Genomic DNA, 20,838 nt, shown 5'->3' with positions numbered 1-20,838 from the left:
ATTATTTTTTATAAATAAAATACCCTATTTTATCGTACTTCCCATTAACTGGCCGAATATTATCTCCCGAATTATAATAGTTAAAACTGTATAAAGAGTTTTTAGCCTCTTCTTGATAGTCTATATAATTAGCAGGTGTATTAGGTTCTTGACAGATGAACTCTAATATATATCCATCACTCAAACTTTGTTTAAGATTATTTAACTCGGATAAATCATTATTTAATAAATGTTGAAATGTTAGCCTTAACAAATTGATACCAGTATAATAACTCAATATCCTCCACATATGACATCCATCTAAACGTGGAGTTATTTCTATAATATATGGGTTTCCTTGCTCCAACTTCATTTGGGCGTATACAGGACCATTTTTAATTCCTAATCTTTTACAAGCTGACTCCACAATGTTTTTTAATTCATGTGACGTTTCTCTTGTCAAATTATCTGTTGGAACAATATGCTTATGAATTAGGCCAGTATACTCAGGCCAGGTTTCACGATCTGATGGAATCAAGAACATAATCTCTCCATCTACAACATAACCATTTACAGATAACTCTGGTCCTGAAATATATTGTTCTAAAATTACAAGTCCTGATCGTGAATATTTTTTTACGGTATCAAAGTTATCTAAGTACTCTTCAAAACTATGAATCAGTACAACTCCCCTTTGTCCTTGGGAATCGGCAGGCTTAAGAATAAATGGATAATTCAACTCAACTTCTTCTTCTAAACTTTTTACCACCTGAAACCTTACATTTCCGTTAAAATCATTTCCTAGTGAAGTTCTCATTAAATTCTTATTATTACAGATTTTAGCTGTCTCTTCGGATACAAAATGTGGCATATTTAAGCGTTCACTTATATGACAAGCAACAGGCATTGCTAAATCAGAACCCACTGAATACACTAGAGATATATTATTATCATTTATATAGTCAATTATAGCATCGATATCTAGAATGTTTATTTCCCTAAAATGGTCGGCTACATCAGCTCCTGGTCCATCCTTTGCCATTGCACAAGCAAAAGTTTCAAAACCCATTTTTTTTAATTCAATAATTGCATCCATTTGAACAGAAGCGACCCCTAAAATTAATACTTTATTATTCAAAACTTAGACCCCCAGATGGTAATTTATTAGAAGTTCATGTAAATTATTAGAAATGTACTCAATGTCTTCATCATTCAACAATGTATGAAGTGGTAAAGTAATCTCATTAACATACTGCATATAAGCATTCGGATAATCCTTTATATCAAACCCTAAATTCTTATAAGCAGTAAACATTGGTAGTGGCTTATAATGAACATTAGTTGCAATACCAGCATCTGCCATCTTAACAATAATTTCATTTCTCTCTTTTTCACTAATACCAGGTATTCTCACTAAATAAAGATGACCGCTAGAAGTGAAACCCTCTCCGAAATGTTGCAAACTTTGGACTCCTAATGGAACTAGTACATTATCGTAGCTCTCTATTATTTCTCTTCGTCTTTGTAACAAATCCTCGTATCGCTCTAATTGTATTAAACCAATACTTGCCATAATGTCGGTCATATTACATTTGTATGCAGGGTATACAATGTCGTATTCCCATGCACCTTTTTGTGTTTTGGCAAGCGCATCCTTTGATTGACCATGAAGACTGTACAACATAAATTGCTTATATAAAGCTTCATCATCCAAACCACGGTCATTTCTCCAAACGGCCGCTCCACCTTCTGCAGTTGTTAAGTTTTTAACCGCATGGAAAGAGAAACAGGTAAAGTCAGCTACTTGTCCACAGTTCATTCCTTTTCTTTTAGCTCCAAATGCATGTGCAGCATCTGCCATTATAATAACTCTATTAAATAGTGATTGAATATCATTATTTGCTCTGAATAGTTCTTTTTTACTATCTATAATTTCATAGATAGTATCGTAGTCACACATCTTACCTGCTATATCTACTGGAATAATTACCTTTGTTTTCTCTGTTATTGCATCTGATAATTTAGAGTAATCCATTTCAAAAGAGTCTGGTGCTGTATCAACTAATACTATTTTTGCGCCAACGTGTTCAATTACGGATGCTGAAGCCGTATAAGTATAAGCAGATGTGATTACTTCATCTCCGGGGCCTACTCCCAATATACGAAGAGTTAATTCCATTGCTGCTGTTGCAGAATTTAGACATACCGATTTATTAACACCAACATACTCAGCAATTCTCCTCTCAAATTCTTTCGTCTTCGGACCAGTTGTAATCCAACCAGATTTTAGGGCTTTAACTACCTCTTGAATTTCTATATCAGTAATATCTGGTGGTGAAAATGGTATATTTCTTAATTCAGTTTTTAGCATATTTAAGGCCTCGCTTAATAATATAGTTAAGTTTAGTAACTCAGGTAAATCCCTCTTATATGTTCAAGTAACTACTAAACTACCAATCTTGTGCACTATTTTTTAAAACAAATGAGAACAAAACCATAAATTATATTAGCTAAGCTCCCATTTAATCTTTTAATTCACCGCTGCTTGTACAACTTCTTTTTCTTCCTCTTCCACTTTCATATTCGCAATCTCCAATAGCGTTTCACGTATTTCCGCGATATGGAGTTCTTTGAAGTTATCGATTAACCAATGTAGTTTGTCTTCTCCAACCATCTTCGCCTTCCCGATATGAATCTTCGGAAAGACTTGTTCAGGATAAACTTCATTTTCATTCAATAATTCTTCAAACATTTTTTCACCTGGTCGTAAGCCTGTATAAACAATGCCGATTTCCTCTTCGGAATAACCGGATAGTTTGATCAAATTCTTGGCAAGGTCGGTGATTTTAACCGGTTCGCCCATATCGAGGACAAAGATTTCGCCCCCGCGTGCAAGGGATCCTGCTTGAATAACAAGACGAGATGCTTCTGGTATCGTCATGAAATAACGTGTAATGTCTGGATGGGTAACCGTAATTGGTCCACCTGCCTGAATTTGCTTTTTAAATAACGGAATAACACTTCCACGACTTCCGAGAACATTTCCAAAACGAACGGCAACATATTTTGTATTGAAGAGCTTATCCATTTCTTGAATAATGAGTTCAGCACATCGTTTTGTTGCCCCCATTACGTTTGTCGGGTTGACGGCTTTATCCGTTGATACTAATACCATTGTGTCGACACCAAATGTTCCTGCTGCTTCAGCGACATTCCTCGTACCAAAAATGTTGTTTTTCACCGCTTCTTTCGGGTTATATTCCATCATCGGTACATGTTTATGTGCTGCAGCGTGATAGACGAAATTCGGTTGATGTTCTTCCATCACTTCGAAAAGACGATGTTTATCTTGAACGTCTGCAATAACCGGGACAATTTCGAACTCATCCCCATAAAGGTTTTTCAATTCCATATGAATTAAATAGATGGAATTCTCACCATGACCAAGTAACACAAGTTTTTTCGGTATAAATTTACTTACTTGCCGACAAATCTCTGAACCAATCGAGCCACCTGCACCAGTAACAAGAATCGTTTTTCCAGTCAGTTTCTCGGAAATAGCTTCCATATCAAGTTCGACTGGATCTCGTCCAAGTAAGTCCTCTACTTGGACATCTCGGAATGTCGTAACTGATACTTTTCCTGTCATAACATCTTCAATTTTTGGCATTATTTGTGTCCGAACCTTTGTCTTCGTACATTCATCAACAATCATATTTAATTCCTTTTTCGTCAAGGAAGGAATCGCTATAAGAATTCGTTCGATATTTTGAGTTTGAACAATTTTTTCAATTTCACGAATGTTTCCTAGAACAGGAATGCCATAGTAATCTAAGTTGTATTTTTTCGAATCATCGTCAACGAAGCCAACAGGTTGCAAATCAGATTCACTTGAAGTACATAATTGTTTTGCTACCATTGTTCCTGCTGCACCAGCGCCGACAATTAATGTCCGTTTTTTGTCAGTTTCTGGTTTAATATACGTATCACGAAACATGCGCCAACAGAAACGTGAGCCCCCAATTAAAAGAACGTGCATCATCCACGTAATTCCTAGTGCACGAATATATACCGTTTGAAATAAGAGAAGTTGGATAATCGCTGTAGCTAAAACTGAAAAAGTGATTGCTTTAACGATTGCTGTTAACTCACCAATACTCGCATACTCCCATGCTTTATGATATAACCGATAAATAAATGCAAAAATATGATGGAAGACGAGTAACGTAAGCATCGTTAGCAATACTGTTTTTGATGTAAACACATGAAGATCTACATTTAAAATAATGAGGCTAATATAAATCGAAGTCATTACAATGACAGAATCTAGTAGTGCTAAAAATGCTAATCTTTTGCCGTATGTCACCTCAAGCTCTCCTTTCCTAATAATATGAGGTGGTACTTCATTGTAGGTGTGAACCATGGGAAGGCACACACCTACCTTTTACTTCACCAACTCTTTCTCCATAATCCCTTTTAGAAACTCAACAACTTGTGGTTTCAGTTCTTCATCTTGAAGTGCAAACTCAATCGTTGTTTTGATAAATCCAATTTTCTCCCCGACATCGTACCGTGTTCCTTCAAAGTCATAGGCAAACACGCGTTGGATTTGGTTCAATTGTTGAATGGCATCTGTTAATTGAATTTCGCCACCTGCACCGACTTCTTGTTTTTCTAAGAAGTGGAAGATTTCTGGTGTTAAGATGTAACGGCCCATAATAGCGAGATTCGATGGCGCTGTTCCTGGTGCTGGTTTCTCAACAAAGTTATTCACTTGGTATCGGCGACCTTCTTGTGTTAATGGTTCGATAATGCCGTAACGATGGGTTTCGTTATCAGGTACTTGTTGCACACCGATAACCGATGAGAATGTTTCTTCATATTGGTCAATCATTTGACGTAAGCATGGTGTATCACTTTGAACGATATCATCACCAAGCAACACAGCGAACGGCTCGTCCCCAATAAAGTTTCTCGCACACCAAACCGCGTGACCCAGCCCCTTTGGTTCGCGTTGACGGATGTAATGGATGTTTGCGAGATTAGAAGAGTACTGAACTTTATCGAGAATCTCGTATTTTCCTTTTTCACTTAAATTTGATTCCAGTTCAGGTGCGTTATCGAAATGATCTTCAATTGCACGCTTCCCTTTCCCGGTAACAATAATTATATCTTCAATCCCTGATGCAACTGCTTCTTCAACGATGTATTGAATCGTTGGCTTGTCCACAATTGGTAACATCTCTTTCGGCATCGCTTTAGTCGCCGGTAGGAATCTTGTCCCCAGTCCTGCTGCCGGAATAATTGCTTTTCTCACCTTTTTCAAATCAAGGCCCCTCCTCATACAACTCTTGAATTTTCCCTTTTTATTCGTTCATCTGGTTCAAATTTCCTATATTGAGGTTATAAAAATATCTAATGAAAAAACATAATCTTTTATGCTTTTTCATTAGACATCTTCAACCGTTATTACAGGCAATGAATGTTTCCATTTTCGTAATTGTGATTAACTACACAATCAAACCTCAACATGACATTATTGAATCATTTTATTTGGGCATCTAACCCACCCTCACGCCATACTATCGACAACAAAAGTGTCTAAGGCAAGATTTACTCGTTAATCTTCCCACAGTATGACCGAGTGCCTCCCTTGATATCGGTAAGGAGACATCACCTATCAAATGTTAATCATTCGTTATTCTAATCATTCACAAAACTTGGAAGGTTTGTCAATGAACAAGACAAATCCCCCATGTGTTTCATACGTGGACAAAAAAAGTCGCAATTGTCCACATCAAAAAAGCCCAAGTATCTTCTTCCGCTTCACTTGTTGCGGGTCTTCGCGGTAGATCATTTGTGAAGTAATGATGTACTCTGCATTTTCTCGGAACATATAAACGACATCGATTCCAAATTCCTTTTCAATCACGTCATACGCTTTCGACATCATGAATGGTCTTATTGTCGTATTATGCGCATCACTCGCGACACAATGTGTTAAGTTTGCCTCGATTAATTGGAACGAAAACTTTTGTAGCTTTTTCCCAAGATCACCGGCAACACTTGATGCCGTTACTTGTGAAATCGCCCCTTTTTCAATGAGCGTGTATAACTTCTCCGGTTGCTGAACAATTTGGCTGTTTCGCTCCGGATGAACAATGACAGGAGTTAAACCCTTCATTTGCATTTCATAAAAAAGCCGTTCTGCATAGTTTGGCACGTGATTTGACGGAAACTCAATAAGGATATAATTTCCATTATTCACTGTAGCAAGCTGATTGGCATCAAATTCGGCTTCCCACTCGCCAAATAGGCGTACTTCTTGACCTAGTAATACTTCAAGTGGTAAACCTGCTTGTTCAATCGCTTCATTTACGTAAGCAACTTTTTCCAATACAACGTTTTTCGGATTCATGAATCTCGATGTTTGATGGTGAGGAGTGGCGACAATTTTCGTTATTCCGTCATTTACAGCAGCTCTAGCCATTGCAAGACTATCTTCTATCGTTTGCGCGCCGTCATCAAGACCTGGTAATATATGACAATGTATATCAATCATCTATTGTCGCCTCCTTCTCAAAATCGATCAATTATTTTTCTGCATAATAGTAGTAATAATGTGTGTCCTTCGTTTGTTCTTTATTATTTAGAACAACCCCTAGTAATTTTGCCTTCGCGTTCATAAGCATGTCCTTCGCCTTAACCGCACCATCTCGATCTGTTGTACCACTTGATGTCACAAGAATAGAACCTTCTGCTAAGTTTGCCAATACTTGTGCATCCGTTACTGCCAATAGTGGTGGTGTATCAAATAGAACAACATCATACAGACCATATGCTTCTTTCAATAAATATTCCATTGATACAGATGCTAATAGCTCTGCCGGGTTCGGTGGAATCGGTCCACATGTTAAAACAAACAAGTCATCTACATCTGTTTTACAGACAGCATCCATTAGGTCAACTTGTTTCGTTAATACACTTGTTAAGCCGACTGTATTCGGTAATTGGAATGTATAATGAGCAGTTGGCTTCCGTAAGTCTGCATCAATTAATAACGTCTTTTTCCCTTGTTGGGCAAACACAATTGCAAGATTCGAAATCGTCGTAGATTTTCCTTCCCCAGGACCCGTTGATGTAACGACGATGGAACGTATTGCTTCATCGACTGCAGCATATTGAATGTTTGTCCGGATTGTCCGGTATTGTTCAGTAATCGGGGACTTCGGCTCATTTTTCGCAATTAATTGTCGTCTCGTTCTGTTTGATAATGTCTTCTTCGCCATTTGTTAAACCCCTTTTGCTCGTTGGTTTTTATTTCCTGCTACACTTTTTCCATTAAATGTTGTAATTACACCTAATACAGGTAAGTCTAAGTATTTCTCAACGTCTTGTTCAGTTTTCAATGTGTTGTCGAGGTATTCAAGTAAGAAAGCAAGTCCAACACCTGCCATTAACCCTACAACAAGCGCAATTGCAATATTTAATAACGGTTTTGGTTTCACAGGAGAAATCGTATCCGTCACTTCTGCTGGTGTAAGAATATTAACGTTATCCACATTCATAATTTTTTTTACTTCTTTTTGGAAGACATTTCCCACTTTATTCGCAATCGCTACAGCTTCTTTCGGGTCTGGGTCTTCAACGACAACCGTTAATATTTGTGAGTTGTCTTGACTTTGAACCGTCACCTTATCTTTCAAGTCGGCTGTTGTATATTTACCGTCCATTTCATCTGAAACAATGTCTAAAATCCGCGGACTTGTAATAATACCGCTATATGTGTTAATTAATTGAATGTTCGTTTGTACTTCGTTTGTATTGAAGTTTTCCCCTACTGTCGAACGGTTGACAAGAATTTGCGTTGACACTTGGTAAACTGGCGTAATTAGAAAAAAGCTAACGATCGCACTAACTAACGCAGCCGTGAACGTTAATACGAGAATTAGGCTAAGTCGCTTTCGTAATGTTTCAAAAAGTTCTTTTAAACTAATCGTCTCTTCCATGTGAGCCTCCTAAAAAATTTACAGTTTCCATACGATTATTCAAATATATAAGTTTATTATTCGTAAATCACTTATTACCGTAATCGATTATAGCATAGATTTATATTGATATTCATTGTAAAATATATGAAAAATTACCTGGTTCTATTAGACTTCCTTCCATATTATTGGAAAGTTCCTTCACTATCATATACCTTTTCCGACAATTTTTCTATTGTTTTTCCAAAAAGTATATCTAGAATACTCATTTTTTTGTAAAATAGTGAATGAGCGAGACAAATTTCGGCATTAATTAACATTATAATGAGTTTTTCGCGTAAATCAAACAATTTGTTGATTTTTTTGCTAATATAGAATTAATTCTTTCTATCTATTAAATTCTGTAAAATATAGATTTATGGAGGTCAGTTATGTTACAACGGATTTTAGTTGTTCTATCCTTTATTGCTTTTATTGCCATTACCATTGTTGGTGGGATATATTGGAATAACCAGCAAAATGAAGTCATCCAAGGCAAAGTAAAGGTAGAGGCACAAGAAACAGAAAGAGGCGAACAATCAGGAACGGTTGCCGACGCGAATCGGACCGAGTTACAAGCGAAAGTAAAGAATTTACCAAAATCTGCTCAAACTGCTTTTCTTCGCGCTTATGATGAAAATAAACAAGTACGTATCGCATTTGTCGGATCACTTTCACTTGGAAAAGGTATTGGCGGCTGGAGTGATCTCGTTTCTGAAGAACTTGCTGAGGCGTATGATGACTTAGTTACGATTTCTACTTATCAAATCGATGGTTCTTCAAATGAATTTATTGTGAAAGGCATGGCTGATGAAGTTGCCGAGGAGAAATTCGATATTGTCATGTTCGAACCTTTTACTTTAAAGGATAACGGAACAATTGGGATTGACAATTCCTTAAAAAATTTAACAACAGCCATAGAAGCTCTTAAGGAAGCGAACTCAAATATTACGATTATTATTCAACCACCAAACCCAATCTTTGGTGCGGTTAATTACCCGAGACAAGTAGAAGAGGACTTAAAAGGTTATGCTGAGGAAAATGATCTTCCCTTTTTTGACCATTGGGACAAATGGCCAGATTATCAAACACAAGAACTGTTGAAGTATTTGGACAAGGAAGGCATGCCGAATGGTGATGGACATGCATTATGGGCAGAAGCGATTATGAATTATTTTGTCGCGGAAGATTAGTTCACTAATAGAGGTGTAAGCAAAACGGTTATGTATTATAAAAACTAAGTCATCCCGCGAAGGTTACGTATAAAACAAAGGAGTTCATCTTATCTATGGAAACGAGAAAAGATCGAAGTAAAAAACGGAAGAAAAGACGCGGGCCATTTCGGTTGATTCGAAATGCCGTGTTACTTGTGATTGTCGCTGTCGTTGGCTATGCAGCTTATCTTTACTTTTTAACCGGCAGCATTTTTTCCAAATCATATGAAGATGACTGGAAGAAGTCGGATTTGCGTGAAGAACGAGTAGATCCCACGAAAGATAATGTGTCGGTCTTAATTATCGGTGTCGATGAAAGTGATAAACGTTCCGGAATGGGAAGTTACCGGTCAGACACATTAATGTTAGCGACATTGAATAAGAAAACAAATAGTGTGAAGTTGCTTAGTATCCCGCGTGACTCATACGTGTATATTAAAAAAGTTGGATACAAGACACGAATTAATCATGCCTACGCATTTGGTGGTACAACTGGCGCGATTGAAACAGTAGAAGACTTGTTGGAAGTGCCTGTTGATTATTATGTGAAAGTAAACTTTGAAGCGTTTATGGGGGTTGTCGATGCGCTTGGCGGAATTACTGTTGACGTCCCGTACGAATTTAAAGAACAAAACTCAAAAGATAAAGCAGGTGCGATTCACTTAATGCCAGGAAAACAAGTTCTCGATGGTGAAGAAGCATTAGCCCTTGCCAGAACAAGGAAAAAAGACAACGACATCGAACGTGGGAAACGACAACAAGAAATTATTAAAGCGATTGTTGAGAAGGCTGCATCACTGAAATCGGTCTTGAAATATGACGATATGTTGCAAGTCGTTGGCGAAAATATGAAAACGAATATTACCTTTGGTGAAATGAGAAGCTTTTTGAGCTATGGATTGAATAGCGAGCCACAGATTGAATCGTTGAATCTAAAAGGTAGCGATGACTGGAGTACTGGTGCATACTACTATAAGTTAGATGAAGAATCGTTGGCAGAAACGAAAGAAGTCCTACGAAAACATTTGGAGTTGTAGCTGATAGACTGGATAATCGTCAAGGAAAACTCATGTAAAGGTCTTTTTAAAAATCAAATGTTCTCGTTTTAAAGAATGAGCCGCCCCGGGATAAGGGCGGTTTTTTTGGCTCTATAATAAATGTTGGGGTTAATAAAAGATTCAAAAAAAAGAGACACACGACTCCTAATTTCCTTTTATACTTGAATTGACAGAAACAAGTTAAAGAAAGGGAGTCGTGTGCAAATGAATAATAACATAATTATGCCAGGATTAGAAGACGTAAAAATACTAAAAGTGGAACAAATGGATGACAGATTAGCGTTGTTTGTTGAAATGGAAGCACGCACACATACTTGTCCTAGATGTGGTGCCAAAACACGACAAATTCATGATTATCGAATGCAGAAAATCAAGCATTTAAAGTGGTTTGAACGCCTCTGCTATATCTTTTATAACAAGAGACGATATCGTTGTGATGCTTGCGAGAAGAGGTTTCCTGAGAAAAACAATTTTGTGGAGCGTTATAAACGGTTTACCAAAGAGTGGAATCAGGCTGTAAACGTGAGAAGTGTTCAAGCCAAAACATTTAAGGAACTAGCTCAACAATATGGTACTTCGATTTCAACGGTTATAAGACGATTTGATGCATTTGCCGAAAATGAAGTAGGGGAAGTTAAGGAACTCCCGAGAGTAATCGCTATAGATGAGTATAAAGGGGATACCAAAGAAGGAAAGTATCAGTTAATCATCGCAAACGGAGATACAAGAGAGCCTTTGGATATATTACCGAATAGAAAAGGAAAAACAATATCACAATACTTACGAAAGTATGGGGCCAATGTAGAAATAGTCATTATGGACATGAGCCATTCCTTTAAATCGGCTGTACGAAAGGCCTTAGATCATCCACTAATTATAGCCGACCATTTTCATTTTTGTCGCTATATCTATTGGGCACTTGATAAAGTAAGAAGGCGGATTCAGTCAGATTGGAATGATTATGACCGGAAAAAGTGTAAAAAAATGAGATATGTATTTTACAAAGATAGTGCGAAACTAACCGAAAACGAGAGATGGTACCTAGATCGATACCGTGGTATGTCGAAGGAACTAGATATGGCGTATCAATTAAAAGAGGCTTATTGTGAATGGTTCAAACAAGCGAAAGAAAATGGTTCAGAAGGTATGCGTAAAACCAAAGAAGGCTTAAACACGTTTTATCAGTTAGTTAGAGATACTGGAGTGCAGGAATTTCTACGCAGCATACGGACGTTTAAAAACTGGGAAAAAGAAATTTTAAATAGTTTTATGTATAGCTATTCTAATGGATTTCTGGAAGGAATAAATAACCACACAAAGGTAATAAAACGGAATGCGTATGGTTTCAGAAACTTCAAACGAGCAAGAGCTAGAATATTGTTATCACACAAGTATAAAGGAATAGGGGTCCATCTAGGCTAGAAATAATCCCCCTTTTATTGTAGGTATGAATTTTATTTCATACCTACAATAAAAGGTCACCAAGCGAAAGCGCGGTAGCTTAACCCCAACATTTGACAAAGAACCGTTTTCTTTAGCTACCAGGAAAGGATAAATATTTTGTTTCTACTTTCCTATACGCTTAAGCACATAAAAAAAGGCTCTAGCAGCATTACATCAAAGCCGAATAAAGCATTTCGGCGAACTCTTTGTTTTCGCTCCCGCCAAGGCTCGGACGCCCGAATATTCTTTATTACTTTTGGGAATTGTATATTTTATGCGGATTCGTGGAGTATTTTATGGAAAAAATCCGTTGCCCTTGAGGTGAATATTTTATAAAAGGTCGTATTTATTATCGGTTTTTCCTTATCTACTGAAAGTTTCGTTATTACCAGGGTGCTTTTTTATCGTTGTCTTTCTTTTTCAAAACATTTTGTTGTTAAGCGATTCCATTCATATAGGAAAAAGTCCCCAAAAAATTAATTCTGCATATCTTTACCAGCTTCCATATGTTCCTGTACACTCAACCAAAATTCGTAGTTATTCACAGATAAGTCCACTTCTGGCGGATTGCTTCCACTATGTTTAAGAATACGCAATAAAATTTTCATATCATTTACCGCTTGTAGAACACAATCCTCATAAACCTTAATGTAATCGTAAACCATTTTTGCCTGGATAAAACCAATAAATGTAATATCTGTTTTTTCATAAAGATAATCAACAATTCGGTCAATGGCTTCGTCTATCCCGTCTTTTTGTACAGTTGATTTTGCCATTAGTAATTGATCTCTTATTAGTCTTTTTCTTGACTCGTTGTTCCTCTTCAATGCTTCTTAACTCCTTAATCTTTATGTAATTACCTTCACATGAAATATGAATACCAATTTATAATCTTACCATATTTAACTAATAAACACTCCCCAAAAGATTTTGAGGAGCGTACATTTTATCGAATTTTAAACTTATTTATCGCATCTTTAAGCCGTTCTGCCATCGTTGATAATTCTGTTGCAGAAGCAGTTATTTCCTCTATTGAAGCAAGTTGTTCTTCAGTAGCAGCCGCAATTTCCTCTGCACTTGAGGAAGAAGCTTGAGCTAGATTTGAAACTTCTTTAATTCCTGCATTCACTTGTTGTACACTGGCGGATAGTTGTTCAGATGTAGCCGATAAGTCCTCAATTTCCACGTTCACTTTTTCAATGGCAGCAATAATTCCATTAAATGTTCGACTCGCTTCTGTTGCAACATGCATCCCTTGATTAACCTCTTTGTTGCCATGATTCATCATATCGGCAACGCGTTTCGTATCACCTTGAATGGATCCAATAATTTCCGAAATTTGTTTTGCCGATTGACGTGAACTTTCGGCTAACTTCCGCACCTCATCAGCAACAACCGCAAATCCTTTCCCATGTTCACCCGCCCTTGCCGCTTCAATCGCTGCATTGAGTGAAAGAAGATTTGTTTGGTCCGCGATGTCGGTGATGACTTGGATGATTTCACCAATTTCACCTGATCGATTTTCTAAATGTTGAATGACTTCATTCGTTTGGTTGTTCGCTTGTTTAATTGTATTCATTTGGCTACTAAGCTTTTCTACAAAGTCATGACCAAGATGCGCTTGTTCTTTTACTTCAACGGAAGAGTCTGCCACAGTGGATACACTTTCCGCAATACTTACAATCTCTTTTGTAATTTCTTCAATTGCGTGTTCACTTTCTTCTGTATTTTTCCCTTGGTATTCAATTTTATCGTTCACATCTGCTATTAAGTTAGCCACTTGAGTTGCTGCAGCTGTATTCTCTTCGGCACTCGCGGATAACTCTTGTGATGAAGCTGCCACTTGTTCCGAGCTGTCATTCACTTTTGAAAGTGTGTCCCGCAAACTTTCTAACATTTGATTAAACGAATCGGCAAGTTGACCAATTTCATCGTTTGACTTCACATTGAATTTTGTAACAAGGTCACCCGTTGCAGTTTTTGTAATGACGGATTGGAATCTTTTGATAATCTTTGTTATCGATTGAGCAATAAAAAATGCGACAAATAAGCCAAGCACAAGCCCAATCAGTGTCGATTGAAAACCGGAACTTCGGATTTTCGCTAATTTCCCTTCCACGACACGATTAGGTTGGAGTGAGAGAATCCGCCAATTAATATCGGATATTTTCACAGCATTCACCTGATAGTCTTCACCAGCTAAATGTATCGATTGTGCCTTTACGCCGTCAAACACCTCATCCACCCATGAATAGGTTTCTTTAAACTTTTCCGTTCCATCTACGTCCTCGACACCGTCTACTTTTCCACTATTTGCTGGTCGCATATTTTTTCCATCCACATCTTTCATAAAGGAAGAAACAATCACACCTTGTGCATCTAACACAATAATGTGCTGAGTCGAATCTTTTTCAATCGCCTCTCTTAACTTGTCGATGGTTGATAGATCAATGTCATACCCAACCGCACCGACCATTCTTCCGTTAACAACAACCGGTGATAAAACAGACGTCATCATATGACCTGAAATTTTATCTTGGTACACATCCATCCATTGTGTTTCCGTCTTTTGTGCTAGCGTTTTATACGATTCCGATTCACGAACATCCATATCGATATCAGTTGCAGGGGATATATGTAGCTTACCCGTCTGGAAGTCCATATAATACGCCGCTAAAATCTGGTCATTTTTCTCCTGAACAAGTTTCATATCATTTTCGATTGCTTTTATTGCATCTTTTTCCATTACTAGCCCTTCAACAATCCCAGCCAACTGTTCAGCCGACCTCTCGAAACTTTGAAATTCCGTATCTACTTGTCTTCCTACTTGTTGGGCGGTTGCTTCATTTAAATTCGAATCATCAGACTTGATAATTTTACTTGTTGTCATTGTCATCCATAAAACCGTAACGAGAAGCGAAATTAAAATACCGATGTTTATAAAAATTGCCCACTTAAAGCGGATGGAAAAAAATCGCTTGTTCTTCATTGAATATACTTCCCTTCTATTGATTCCCTTTTAAAGAAAACTCAGGGACGCACAAGCCTTGGCGAAGCGAGAGACTAGAGTTCGCCGAAAAGAGAGTTTTTCGGTCTTGATGTCATGCTGCTAGAGCCTTCTTTGTGCACTTATACGTATAGGAAGGGGTTGTCTGTCCAGAAAGTCGTATTTTTGATTTCTAGATACCCTTTTCTTGTTTCAAAATCTTGACATAGAAACATTCTTGATTATCAGATTTTTTTGGATATCACTTTTTCGAACAGCCCCTTCCTATTAGCCATGTAAAACCCTTGCGTATCTTTTTAGGATTGGTTTAGTGAGAATTTGGGCAAATTCCCTTTTCAAGTAAGAGTTTGGAGAAACTTGAGTATATCTCCTTTAGTAAAACTCTTACGTATAACATTATATCGGTTATTTATATTTTATTTATGAGGAAAATTACCCATTGTGAAGTGCAGATTTTAGCAGGAGTGGGGTTTAGGGAATTTTAGCGAGTATATTCGAAAAGGGCCGTCTATTGTGGCGACGACCTTTTTTATGTGAAATCTTGCTTGAGGTAACTATACTGCCTATTTATGAGATTGTCGGTGAGTTTTGGCGTGTAGGTTTTGGCTATTTTCGGCTTATAGGCAGGTTCTATAGTCTACTATTTGCAGGATTTCCGTTAAATTCGGCTTATAGATGCGTTCTATGGTCCACTTTTTACGGGGTTTCTGCTTTTTCGGGCTCATAGACGCGTTCTATGAACCACTTTTCATGGGATTTCCGCTTTTTCGGGCTCATAGACGCGTTCTATGAACCGCTTTTTACGGGGTTTCTGCTTTTTCGGGCTCATAGACCAATTCTATGAACCGCTTTTTACGGGGTTTCTGCTTTTTCGGGCTCATAGACCAATTCTATGAACCGCTTTTTACGGGGTTTCTGCTTTTTCGGGCTCATAGACGCGTTCTATGAACCACTTTTCATGGGATTTCCGCTTTTTCGGGCTCATAGACCATTTCTATGAACCACTTTTCACGGGATTCCCTCTTTTTCGGGCTCATAGACCATTTCTATGAACCGCTTTTTACGGGGTTTCTGCTTTTTCGGGCTCATAGACCATTTCTATGAACCGCTTTTTACGGGGTTTCTGCTTTTTCGGGCTCATAGACCATTTCTATGAACCACTTTTTACGGGATTCCCTCTTTTTCGGGCTCATAGACCAATTCTATGAACCGCTTTTTACGGGGTTTCTGCTTTTTCGGGCTCATAGACGCCTTCTATGAACCACTTTTCACGGGATTCCCTCTTTTTCGGGCTCATAGACGCGTTCTATAAATCACCTTTTCCTAAACTTCTACTACTCGGCTCATAGACCATATCAACAAACGAATTCTGCCTTTCACATACCTCACCAAAGCTATTCCATGAACCTCACACTACTTCTTCTTTTTTCGAACGTCCACGACTCGGCCGTCCACCTTATTCGGCACGTTTTCCAACTGTGACAAATACTCGCGGAAATTTTCCCAATCGGTAATCCCAAGATCCACCATCTTCCCAGCCTTATAACTCTCGGCAAACGGTTCATAACCTTCTCCACCGCGAGCTAAATACGAATTCGTCACAATCTTATACACAGCATCATCCTCGACTTCAACAAAACCGCGACCCTTCTTCACATACACATTCTTAACTCGTTCCCCTGCCTGCTTAGATGAATCAAACTCTATTTTTCCTCCTGCGATATGCAAAAATCCACTATTTTCCCGCGGGACATTTCGAACACTCATTTCAAAAATCTTCTTCAAATCCGCACCCGCCAGTTCCGTAATGACTAATGTATCGCTAAACGGAAGTACTTTAATCACATCTCCTGTCGTAACTGGACCAGCATCAATTTCCGAACGAATTCCTCCCCCGTTCAGCAACGCCAAACTTACTTCCCTATCTTCTTTTTTCGCCGCCTGCAACATGCCGTCTGTAATTAAATTTCCAAGTATCGTTTCATTACTTCTTACACTCGTACGGTCACCATCGCCAAGTCGCGGATTCGCTAACGGTTTCTTCAACTTTAAACCGATATCGTCATCCGCAACATCGTCTACTTTTTCCTTATACTTCTTCAACAATTTGCTCGCTTTACGGTCACTTGGAAAATCAGCTACCGGAAACAGACCACCATCTACATTTTTAACAACACCTTCACGATTAAACTCGACATCAAGCAGCCCAATATTTGTATTCCGTGACCCTGTTTGAACGATGACTGTCGGCTCCTTTTCCTTACCAGCCGCATCTTTTCTAATCACTACTGGTTTTTTCAATGTCGTATGCGTATGACCACCTACGATTACATCAATACCCTGTACCCTTTTCGCCAAAGTCACATCATTCACATCGCCATCATCATAGCCAAGATGCGATAATACGATAATTTTATTCACACCCATTTCTTCAAAGTCCTGTACAGCTTTTTCCGCCTCTTCTAAGTAATTTTCAAACTCAATCGGTGCTGGGCTCGACATGTTCACAGTTTTTTCCGTCGTTAGGCCAAAAATCCCAATCCGCTCACCATTCTTTTTCTTCACTATTCCTCTATAAATTTTCCCCTTTTTTGGATTCGTCACGATTCGATCATAAAACAACCGGTGGAATTTCGGGTCTTTAGAAAAATCTACATTCGCACTAACGAACGGAAACTTTGCCGCCTTAACAAAGTTCACTAACGCATCATGACCTTCTTTTGTCGCACCAAGATCAAATTCATGATTCCCAAATGTCATCGCATCATATTTCATGATATTCATAAATTTGACGTCGGCCTGTCCTTTAAAAGCATGAAAATATAATGTCCCTTGAAATACATCGCCCGCATCGAGTAAGAGCGCATCTGGCCGAATCTCCCGCAACCACTTCACCGCTGTTACTCGATTAGCAATCGTATCCAGATGAGCGTGTGTATCGTTTGTATGAATAATTGATAGTGCATATGTATCTTGCTCCTCCGCAAATAATGTGGGCAAACTCACTCCAAAAAAGAGTACAGCCAACACCACCGCGATTCTCACACGTATACCTTTTCCCATGGTGTCCCTCCTAAACATCTATGTACACCATAGTTTTTGTAAAAGCATTGAAAATAAACATGTGAACTAAAGAGAAGTTTACAAAACTCCATAGCTGCCTAGTATCAAAAATAGAAAATCAGCACCGAACTAGAACAAACCAAAGAAAAAAGGCTGAACCTTACACGAATGCAAAGATCCAACCTTAGATAAGACACTATTTAACACCAAGTAGCTTTTCAACAACTCGCTTTGAGGCTTGTCCGTCCTCCCACGCACAGAAGATTTCGTAAAAATGATCGAACTCAGCTGGCAATTCGTAACCATTAGCCTCCAATTTCTTAATCTCTTCAATCACTTCATCTGTCGTCTTAACCAATGGGCCAGGAGCCTTCGCTTCAAAATCAAAATAAAATCCACGCAACCGATCTCGATAATCATCTATATCGTACACGAAGAAAATCATCGGCCGCTTCAAATTCGCATAGTCAAAGAAAACAGATGAATAATCCGTTAATAAAATATCCGCTACCAAATACAACTCACGAATATCGGCATGGTGAGAAAAATCAAAAGCAAAACCATCATATGCCGAGACATCAATTTGAGATGCAACTAAATAGTGCAGACGCAAAAGCACGACATACTTATCACCGAAAACATCACGCATCCGGTTCAAATCAAGTTCTAGGTCAAACTTATACTTACCCTTGGCGTAATATTGATCATCCCGCCATGTCGGTGCGTATAAAATCACTTTTTTATCAAGTGGGATGCCGTATTTTTCCTTGAGTCTACGAATTTCACCTTCATTATTATGACTATATAAATAATCATTCCGCGGATAACCCGACTCAATCATCTCCCGGTCAAACGCAAATGCACGACGGAAAATTTCCGAGGAATAAGCATTCGGCGAGATTAAGTAATCCCAATTCGAAGCTTCCCTTAAGAAATTCTGTTTATATTTGTCTGTTTTAGTCCCTGGCATGTACACTTCATCCATGTCCACAGCCAAACGCTTTAATGGTGTTCCGTGCCATGTCTGTAAATAAATGGTATGTTTCGGTTTCGGAATCCATAACGGAAGACGACTATTGACAACCCAATATTTTGCGGAAGCCATTACAAATAACCACTTCACCGAAAACCGAGGAACAATATTAAGATCCTTACCGGTGAAGTTCGTCATAAATCGCGGGTCCACACTCCAATACAATTTGTAATCGGGATAGTTTTCCTTTACATATTCATAAATTGCTCTCGGATTATCGCTATATTGCTTTCCTAAAAAACTTTCAAACATAATTGACTTTGGACGGGCTGGAAATAGTCCAACGACTTTAAATAGTATCTTATATCCTTTGATAAGTATTTTTGTTATTATATTTTTTATCATATATCAAAATCCTTTACCTTTGATGAACGTACCCTCTATAAGATGGCGTTCAAATAAGTAATTCACCATGTTTTGCGAAGACCTACCATTATTATACTCGTTCCATTCTACTTTGAAACTACGATAAGCGTCAAAAGGAAAATCATTTAGCAGAATGATAGAAATAACTTCTTTTGTTTTATAAGCAATTGGTCCAGGAACAATGTTTTCATAAATATCCCAAAGTCCTGGGTTTTTCTCGTATTCTTCCAGGTCATACGGATAAAAAATTATTGGTTTATTTAATATCACGTATTCGAATGGGATTGATGAGTAATCTGTAATTAAATAGTCGGAAACAAGTAATAAATCGTTAATCGATGGACCTTTTGAAAAGTTTACGACAAAATCCTTATCCTGTAAGTTTTCTAACTCAGGTAATTCAACACTTGGATGCATCCGAATAAAGAGAACATACTCGTCTTTTAATTGTTTGTACATTTCCTCGATATCAAGCACCAATTGATTATCTTCCATATTCGGTCGAAATGTTGGGGCATATAAAATAATCTTTTTATTTTTGTACATCGGATACTTTTTAAAAAACTTTGCCTTTCTATCCTCATGTAAGTCCGTTTGAAAAAAGAAATCTGTCCGCGGATACCCAAAACGTAAAAACTGATCTTCATTCGCTCCAAAAGCCTTCATAAATATTTCTGCAAATATATCTGAACCTACGACTATTTTATGAAAGCGACGATAGACAGCTGAAAATCGCTGTTGTGCTCGTTTTGAGCGTGTAGCTGCCATTGGATCTAAATAACCAAAATTTTTTACTGCCCCAACAGCATGCCATATTTGAATACATTCCACATCTCGTCGAAAATTAGCCACCGCTAAAAAGCCATAATAATTATCAACAATCACTGTTTTCGCCGTCATTAAATGATAAGCAGCCTTTATTTCGTCCAACAGCTTACCCGTCTCAATTGCATACACTGGCACCGAAACGGACTTCTCGATACTCGCCAAACAACTTTTTTTACAAAGAAAAACAACTTCCCCTGGAAATTGTTTTCTCTCTAATTCTCGATAAATATACAAATTGTTATCCGTAAAACTGGCAACGAACACAATTTTATCCTTTATAGGAAACAATCGAAAAATCGTAAATAAAACTCGATAAAATATCAAGTAAATGGAAATTAGCAATTCCCTAACCATTATTCGCTGCCTTCAATTCCTTTTTAATCTGTGTTGTAGAAATGCCAACTGTTCGAGGTAAATAGACGACGTCACAATATTCACTAAGGAAATCAAATTTACCTTTCCAGTCATCCCCCATAACAAACACATCAATATTGTGTTTTTGCACATCTTCCACTTTTTGTTCCCACGTATGTTCAGGAATCACTTCATCAACATAGCGAATTGCTTCCAAAATCAATTTCCGTTCTTCATAGCTATAATAAGACTTTTTTCCTTTAATTCGATTAAATTCGTCACTGGATATGCCAACAACTAAATAATCGCCCAATTCCTTCGCCCGACGCAATAAATTGATATGGCCATGATGTAGTAAATCAAACGTACCGTAAGTAAGTACCTTTTTCATTTGTTCCACCCTCGCTTATATGTTGGTTCATCTCTATTTTATCTTTTGCTTTTTTGTATCTTCTATTAATTACTC

General features: G+C 37.8%; 15 protein-coding genes and 2 pseudogenes. 3 read left to right on the top strand and 14 right to left on the bottom strand.

Going from position 1 to position 20,838, the window contains the following annotated elements; genetic code table 11:
- Window position 1: 1 nt before the first annotated feature.
- The 7 genes from BN2144_RS07095 to BN2144_RS07065 form a co-directional block, all read right to left on the bottom strand.
- A complete protein-coding gene (locus tag BN2144_RS07095) occupies window positions 2-1,117 on the bottom strand; it encodes an ATP-grasp domain-containing protein (protein WP_033827559.1) in 1,116 nt (371 codons plus the stop codon).
- Between the two features lie 3 nt (window positions 1,118-1,120).
- Window positions 1,121-2,350 carry a DegT/DnrJ/EryC1/StrS family aminotransferase gene (locus tag BN2144_RS07090; protein ID WP_033827558.1) on the bottom strand — a complete coding sequence of 410 codons (1,230 nt, stop codon included), beginning with the start codon at window positions 2,348-2,350 and terminating at the stop codon, window positions 1,121-1,123.
- Between the two features lie 159 nt (window positions 2,351-2,509).
- Window positions 2,510-4,345: a polysaccharide biosynthesis protein gene (locus BN2144_RS07085; RefSeq protein WP_033827557.1), complete on the bottom strand. Its 1,836-nt coding sequence runs from the start codon at window positions 4,343-4,345 to the stop codon at window positions 2,510-2,512.
- 78 nt (window positions 4,346-4,423) lie between these two features.
- The gene (galU, locus tag BN2144_RS07080) at window positions 4,424-5,305 is read right to left on the bottom strand and encodes a UTP--glucose-1-phosphate uridylyltransferase GalU (protein WP_033827556.1); all 882 of its coding nucleotides are present in this window, start codon (window positions 5,303-5,305) and stop codon (window positions 4,424-4,426) included.
- A gap of 471 nt (window positions 5,306-5,776) precedes the next feature.
- Window positions 5,777-6,541, bottom strand: a complete 765-nt coding sequence (locus BN2144_RS07075; protein WP_033827555.1) for a tyrosine-protein phosphatase — start codon at window positions 6,539-6,541, stop codon at window positions 5,777-5,779.
- A gap of 31 nt (window positions 6,542-6,572) precedes the next feature.
- Entirely contained in the window at window positions 6,573-7,268 is a 696-nt protein-coding gene (locus BN2144_RS07070) for a CpsD/CapB family tyrosine-protein kinase (RefSeq protein WP_033827554.1), read from the bottom strand.
- Window positions 7,269-7,271: 3 nt separating this feature from the next.
- On the bottom strand, window positions 7,272-7,988 hold the full coding sequence (locus BN2144_RS07065) for a YveK family protein (RefSeq protein ID WP_033827553.1): 717 nt from the start codon (window positions 7,986-7,988) through the stop codon (window positions 7,272-7,274).
- Between the two features lie 410 nt (window positions 7,989-8,398).
- Between BN2144_RS07065 and BN2144_RS07060 the strand changes: the two genes are divergently transcribed.
- The 3 genes from BN2144_RS07060 (at window position 8,399) to BN2144_RS07050 (ending at window position 11,700) form a co-directional block, all read left to right on the top strand.
- Window positions 8,399-9,199, top strand: a complete 801-nt coding sequence (locus tag BN2144_RS07060) for an SGNH/GDSL hydrolase family protein (RefSeq protein WP_033827552.1) — start codon at window positions 8,399-8,401, stop codon at window positions 9,197-9,199.
- Between the two features lie 95 nt (window positions 9,200-9,294).
- A complete protein-coding gene (locus BN2144_RS07055) occupies window positions 9,295-10,257 on the top strand; it encodes an LCP family protein (protein WP_033827551.1) in 963 nt (320 codons plus the stop codon).
- Between the two features lie 219 nt (window positions 10,258-10,476).
- Window positions 10,477-11,700: an ISL3 family transposase gene (locus BN2144_RS07050; protein ID WP_082195149.1), complete on the top strand. Its 1,224-nt coding sequence runs from the start codon at window positions 10,477-10,479 to the stop codon at window positions 11,698-11,700.
- 497 nt (window positions 11,701-12,197) lie between these two features.
- Here BN2144_RS07050 and BN2144_RS07045 read toward each other — a convergent pair whose 3' ends face one another.
- The 7 genes and pseudogenes from BN2144_RS07045 to tagD all read right to left on the bottom strand — a co-directional run bounded on the left by BN2144_RS07045 (window position 12,198) and on the right by tagD (window position 20,763).
- Window positions 12,198-12,548 carry a hypothetical protein gene (locus BN2144_RS07045; RefSeq protein WP_139017862.1) on the bottom strand — a complete coding sequence of 117 codons (351 nt, stop codon included), beginning with the start codon at window positions 12,546-12,548 and terminating at the stop codon, window positions 12,198-12,200.
- Window positions 12,549-12,667: 119 nt separating this feature from the next.
- On the bottom strand, window positions 12,668-13,618 hold the full coding sequence (locus BN2144_RS20940; protein ID WP_407638061.1) for a methyl-accepting chemotaxis protein: 951 nt from the start codon (window positions 13,616-13,618) through the stop codon (window positions 12,668-12,670).
- Window positions 13,610-14,611: pseudogene (locus BN2144_RS20935) on the bottom strand (cache domain-containing protein); the annotation flags it as partial. The pseudogene BN2144_RS20935 and the gene BN2144_RS20940, both read right to left, overlap by 9 nt.
- A gap of 1,530 nt (window positions 14,612-16,141) precedes the next feature.
- On the bottom strand, window positions 16,142-17,791 hold the full coding sequence (locus BN2144_RS07035) for a bifunctional metallophosphatase/5'-nucleotidase (RefSeq protein ID WP_050632237.1): 1,650 nt from the start codon (window positions 17,789-17,791) through the stop codon (window positions 16,142-16,144).
- A gap of 196 nt (window positions 17,792-17,987) precedes the next feature.
- A pseudogene (locus BN2144_RS20930) lies at window positions 17,988-19,166 on the bottom strand (CDP-glycerol--glycerophosphate glycerophosphotransferase); the annotation flags it as partial.
- Window positions 19,167-19,172: 6 nt separating this feature from the next.
- Window positions 19,173-20,372, bottom strand: coding sequence for a CDP-glycerol glycerophosphotransferase family protein (locus tag BN2144_RS20925; RefSeq protein ID WP_033827548.1), 1,200 nt, complete (start codon window positions 20,370-20,372; stop codon window positions 19,173-19,175).
- A complete protein-coding gene (gene tagD, locus BN2144_RS07020) occupies window positions 20,365-20,763 on the bottom strand; it encodes a glycerol-3-phosphate cytidylyltransferase (protein WP_033827547.1) in 399 nt (132 codons plus the stop codon). The genes BN2144_RS20925 and tagD overlap by 8 nt, the downstream gene beginning before the upstream one ends.
- Window positions 20,764-20,838: the final 75 nt, after the last annotated feature.

This window comes from Bacillus andreraoultii (assembly GCF_001244735.1).
Lineage (GTDB): Bacteria > Bacillota > Bacilli > Bacillales > Caldibacillaceae > Caldifermentibacillus > Caldifermentibacillus andreraoultii.
The sequence above is the reverse complement of the archived record's forward strand: the minus strand, read 5'-3'. Positions and strand labels throughout refer to the sequence as shown.

What these genes read in the sequence shown, in the direction of transcription:
- BN2144_RS07090 (WP_033827558.1), bottom strand. Translation starts at nt 2,350, where the DNA reads ATGCTAAAAACTGAATTAAGAAATATACCATTTTCACCACCAGATATT.
- tagD (WP_033827547.1), bottom strand. Translation starts at nt 20,763, where the DNA reads ATGAAAAAGGTACTTACTTACGGTACGTTTGATTTACTACATCATGGC.
- BN2144_RS20925 (WP_033827548.1), bottom strand. Translation starts at nt 20,372, where the DNA reads ATGGTTAGGGAATTGCTAATTTCCATTTACTTGATATTTTATCGAGTT.
- BN2144_RS07065 (WP_033827553.1), bottom strand. Translation starts at nt 7,988, where the DNA reads ATGGAAGAGACGATTAGTTTAAAAGAACTTTTTGAAACATTACGAAAG.
- BN2144_RS07055 (WP_033827551.1), top strand. Translation starts at nt 9,295, where the DNA reads ATGGAAACGAGAAAAGATCGAAGTAAAAAACGGAAGAAAAGACGCGGG.
- BN2144_RS07070 (WP_033827554.1), bottom strand. Translation starts at nt 7,268, where the DNA reads ATGGCGAAGAAGACATTATCAAACAGAACGAGACGACAATTAATTGCG.
- BN2144_RS07060 (WP_033827552.1), top strand. Translation starts at nt 8,399, where the DNA reads ATGTTACAACGGATTTTAGTTGTTCTATCCTTTATTGCTTTTATTGCC.
- BN2144_RS20940 (WP_407638061.1), bottom strand. Translation starts at nt 13,618, where the DNA reads ATGTTAGAAAGTTTGCGGGACACACTTTCAAAAGTGAATGACAGCTCG.
- BN2144_RS07035 (WP_050632237.1), bottom strand. Translation starts at nt 17,791, where the DNA reads ATGGGAAAAGGTATACGTGTGAGAATCGCGGTGGTGTTGGCTGTACTC.
- BN2144_RS07075 (WP_033827555.1), bottom strand. Translation starts at nt 6,541, where the DNA reads ATGATTGATATACATTGTCATATATTACCAGGTCTTGATGACGGCGCG.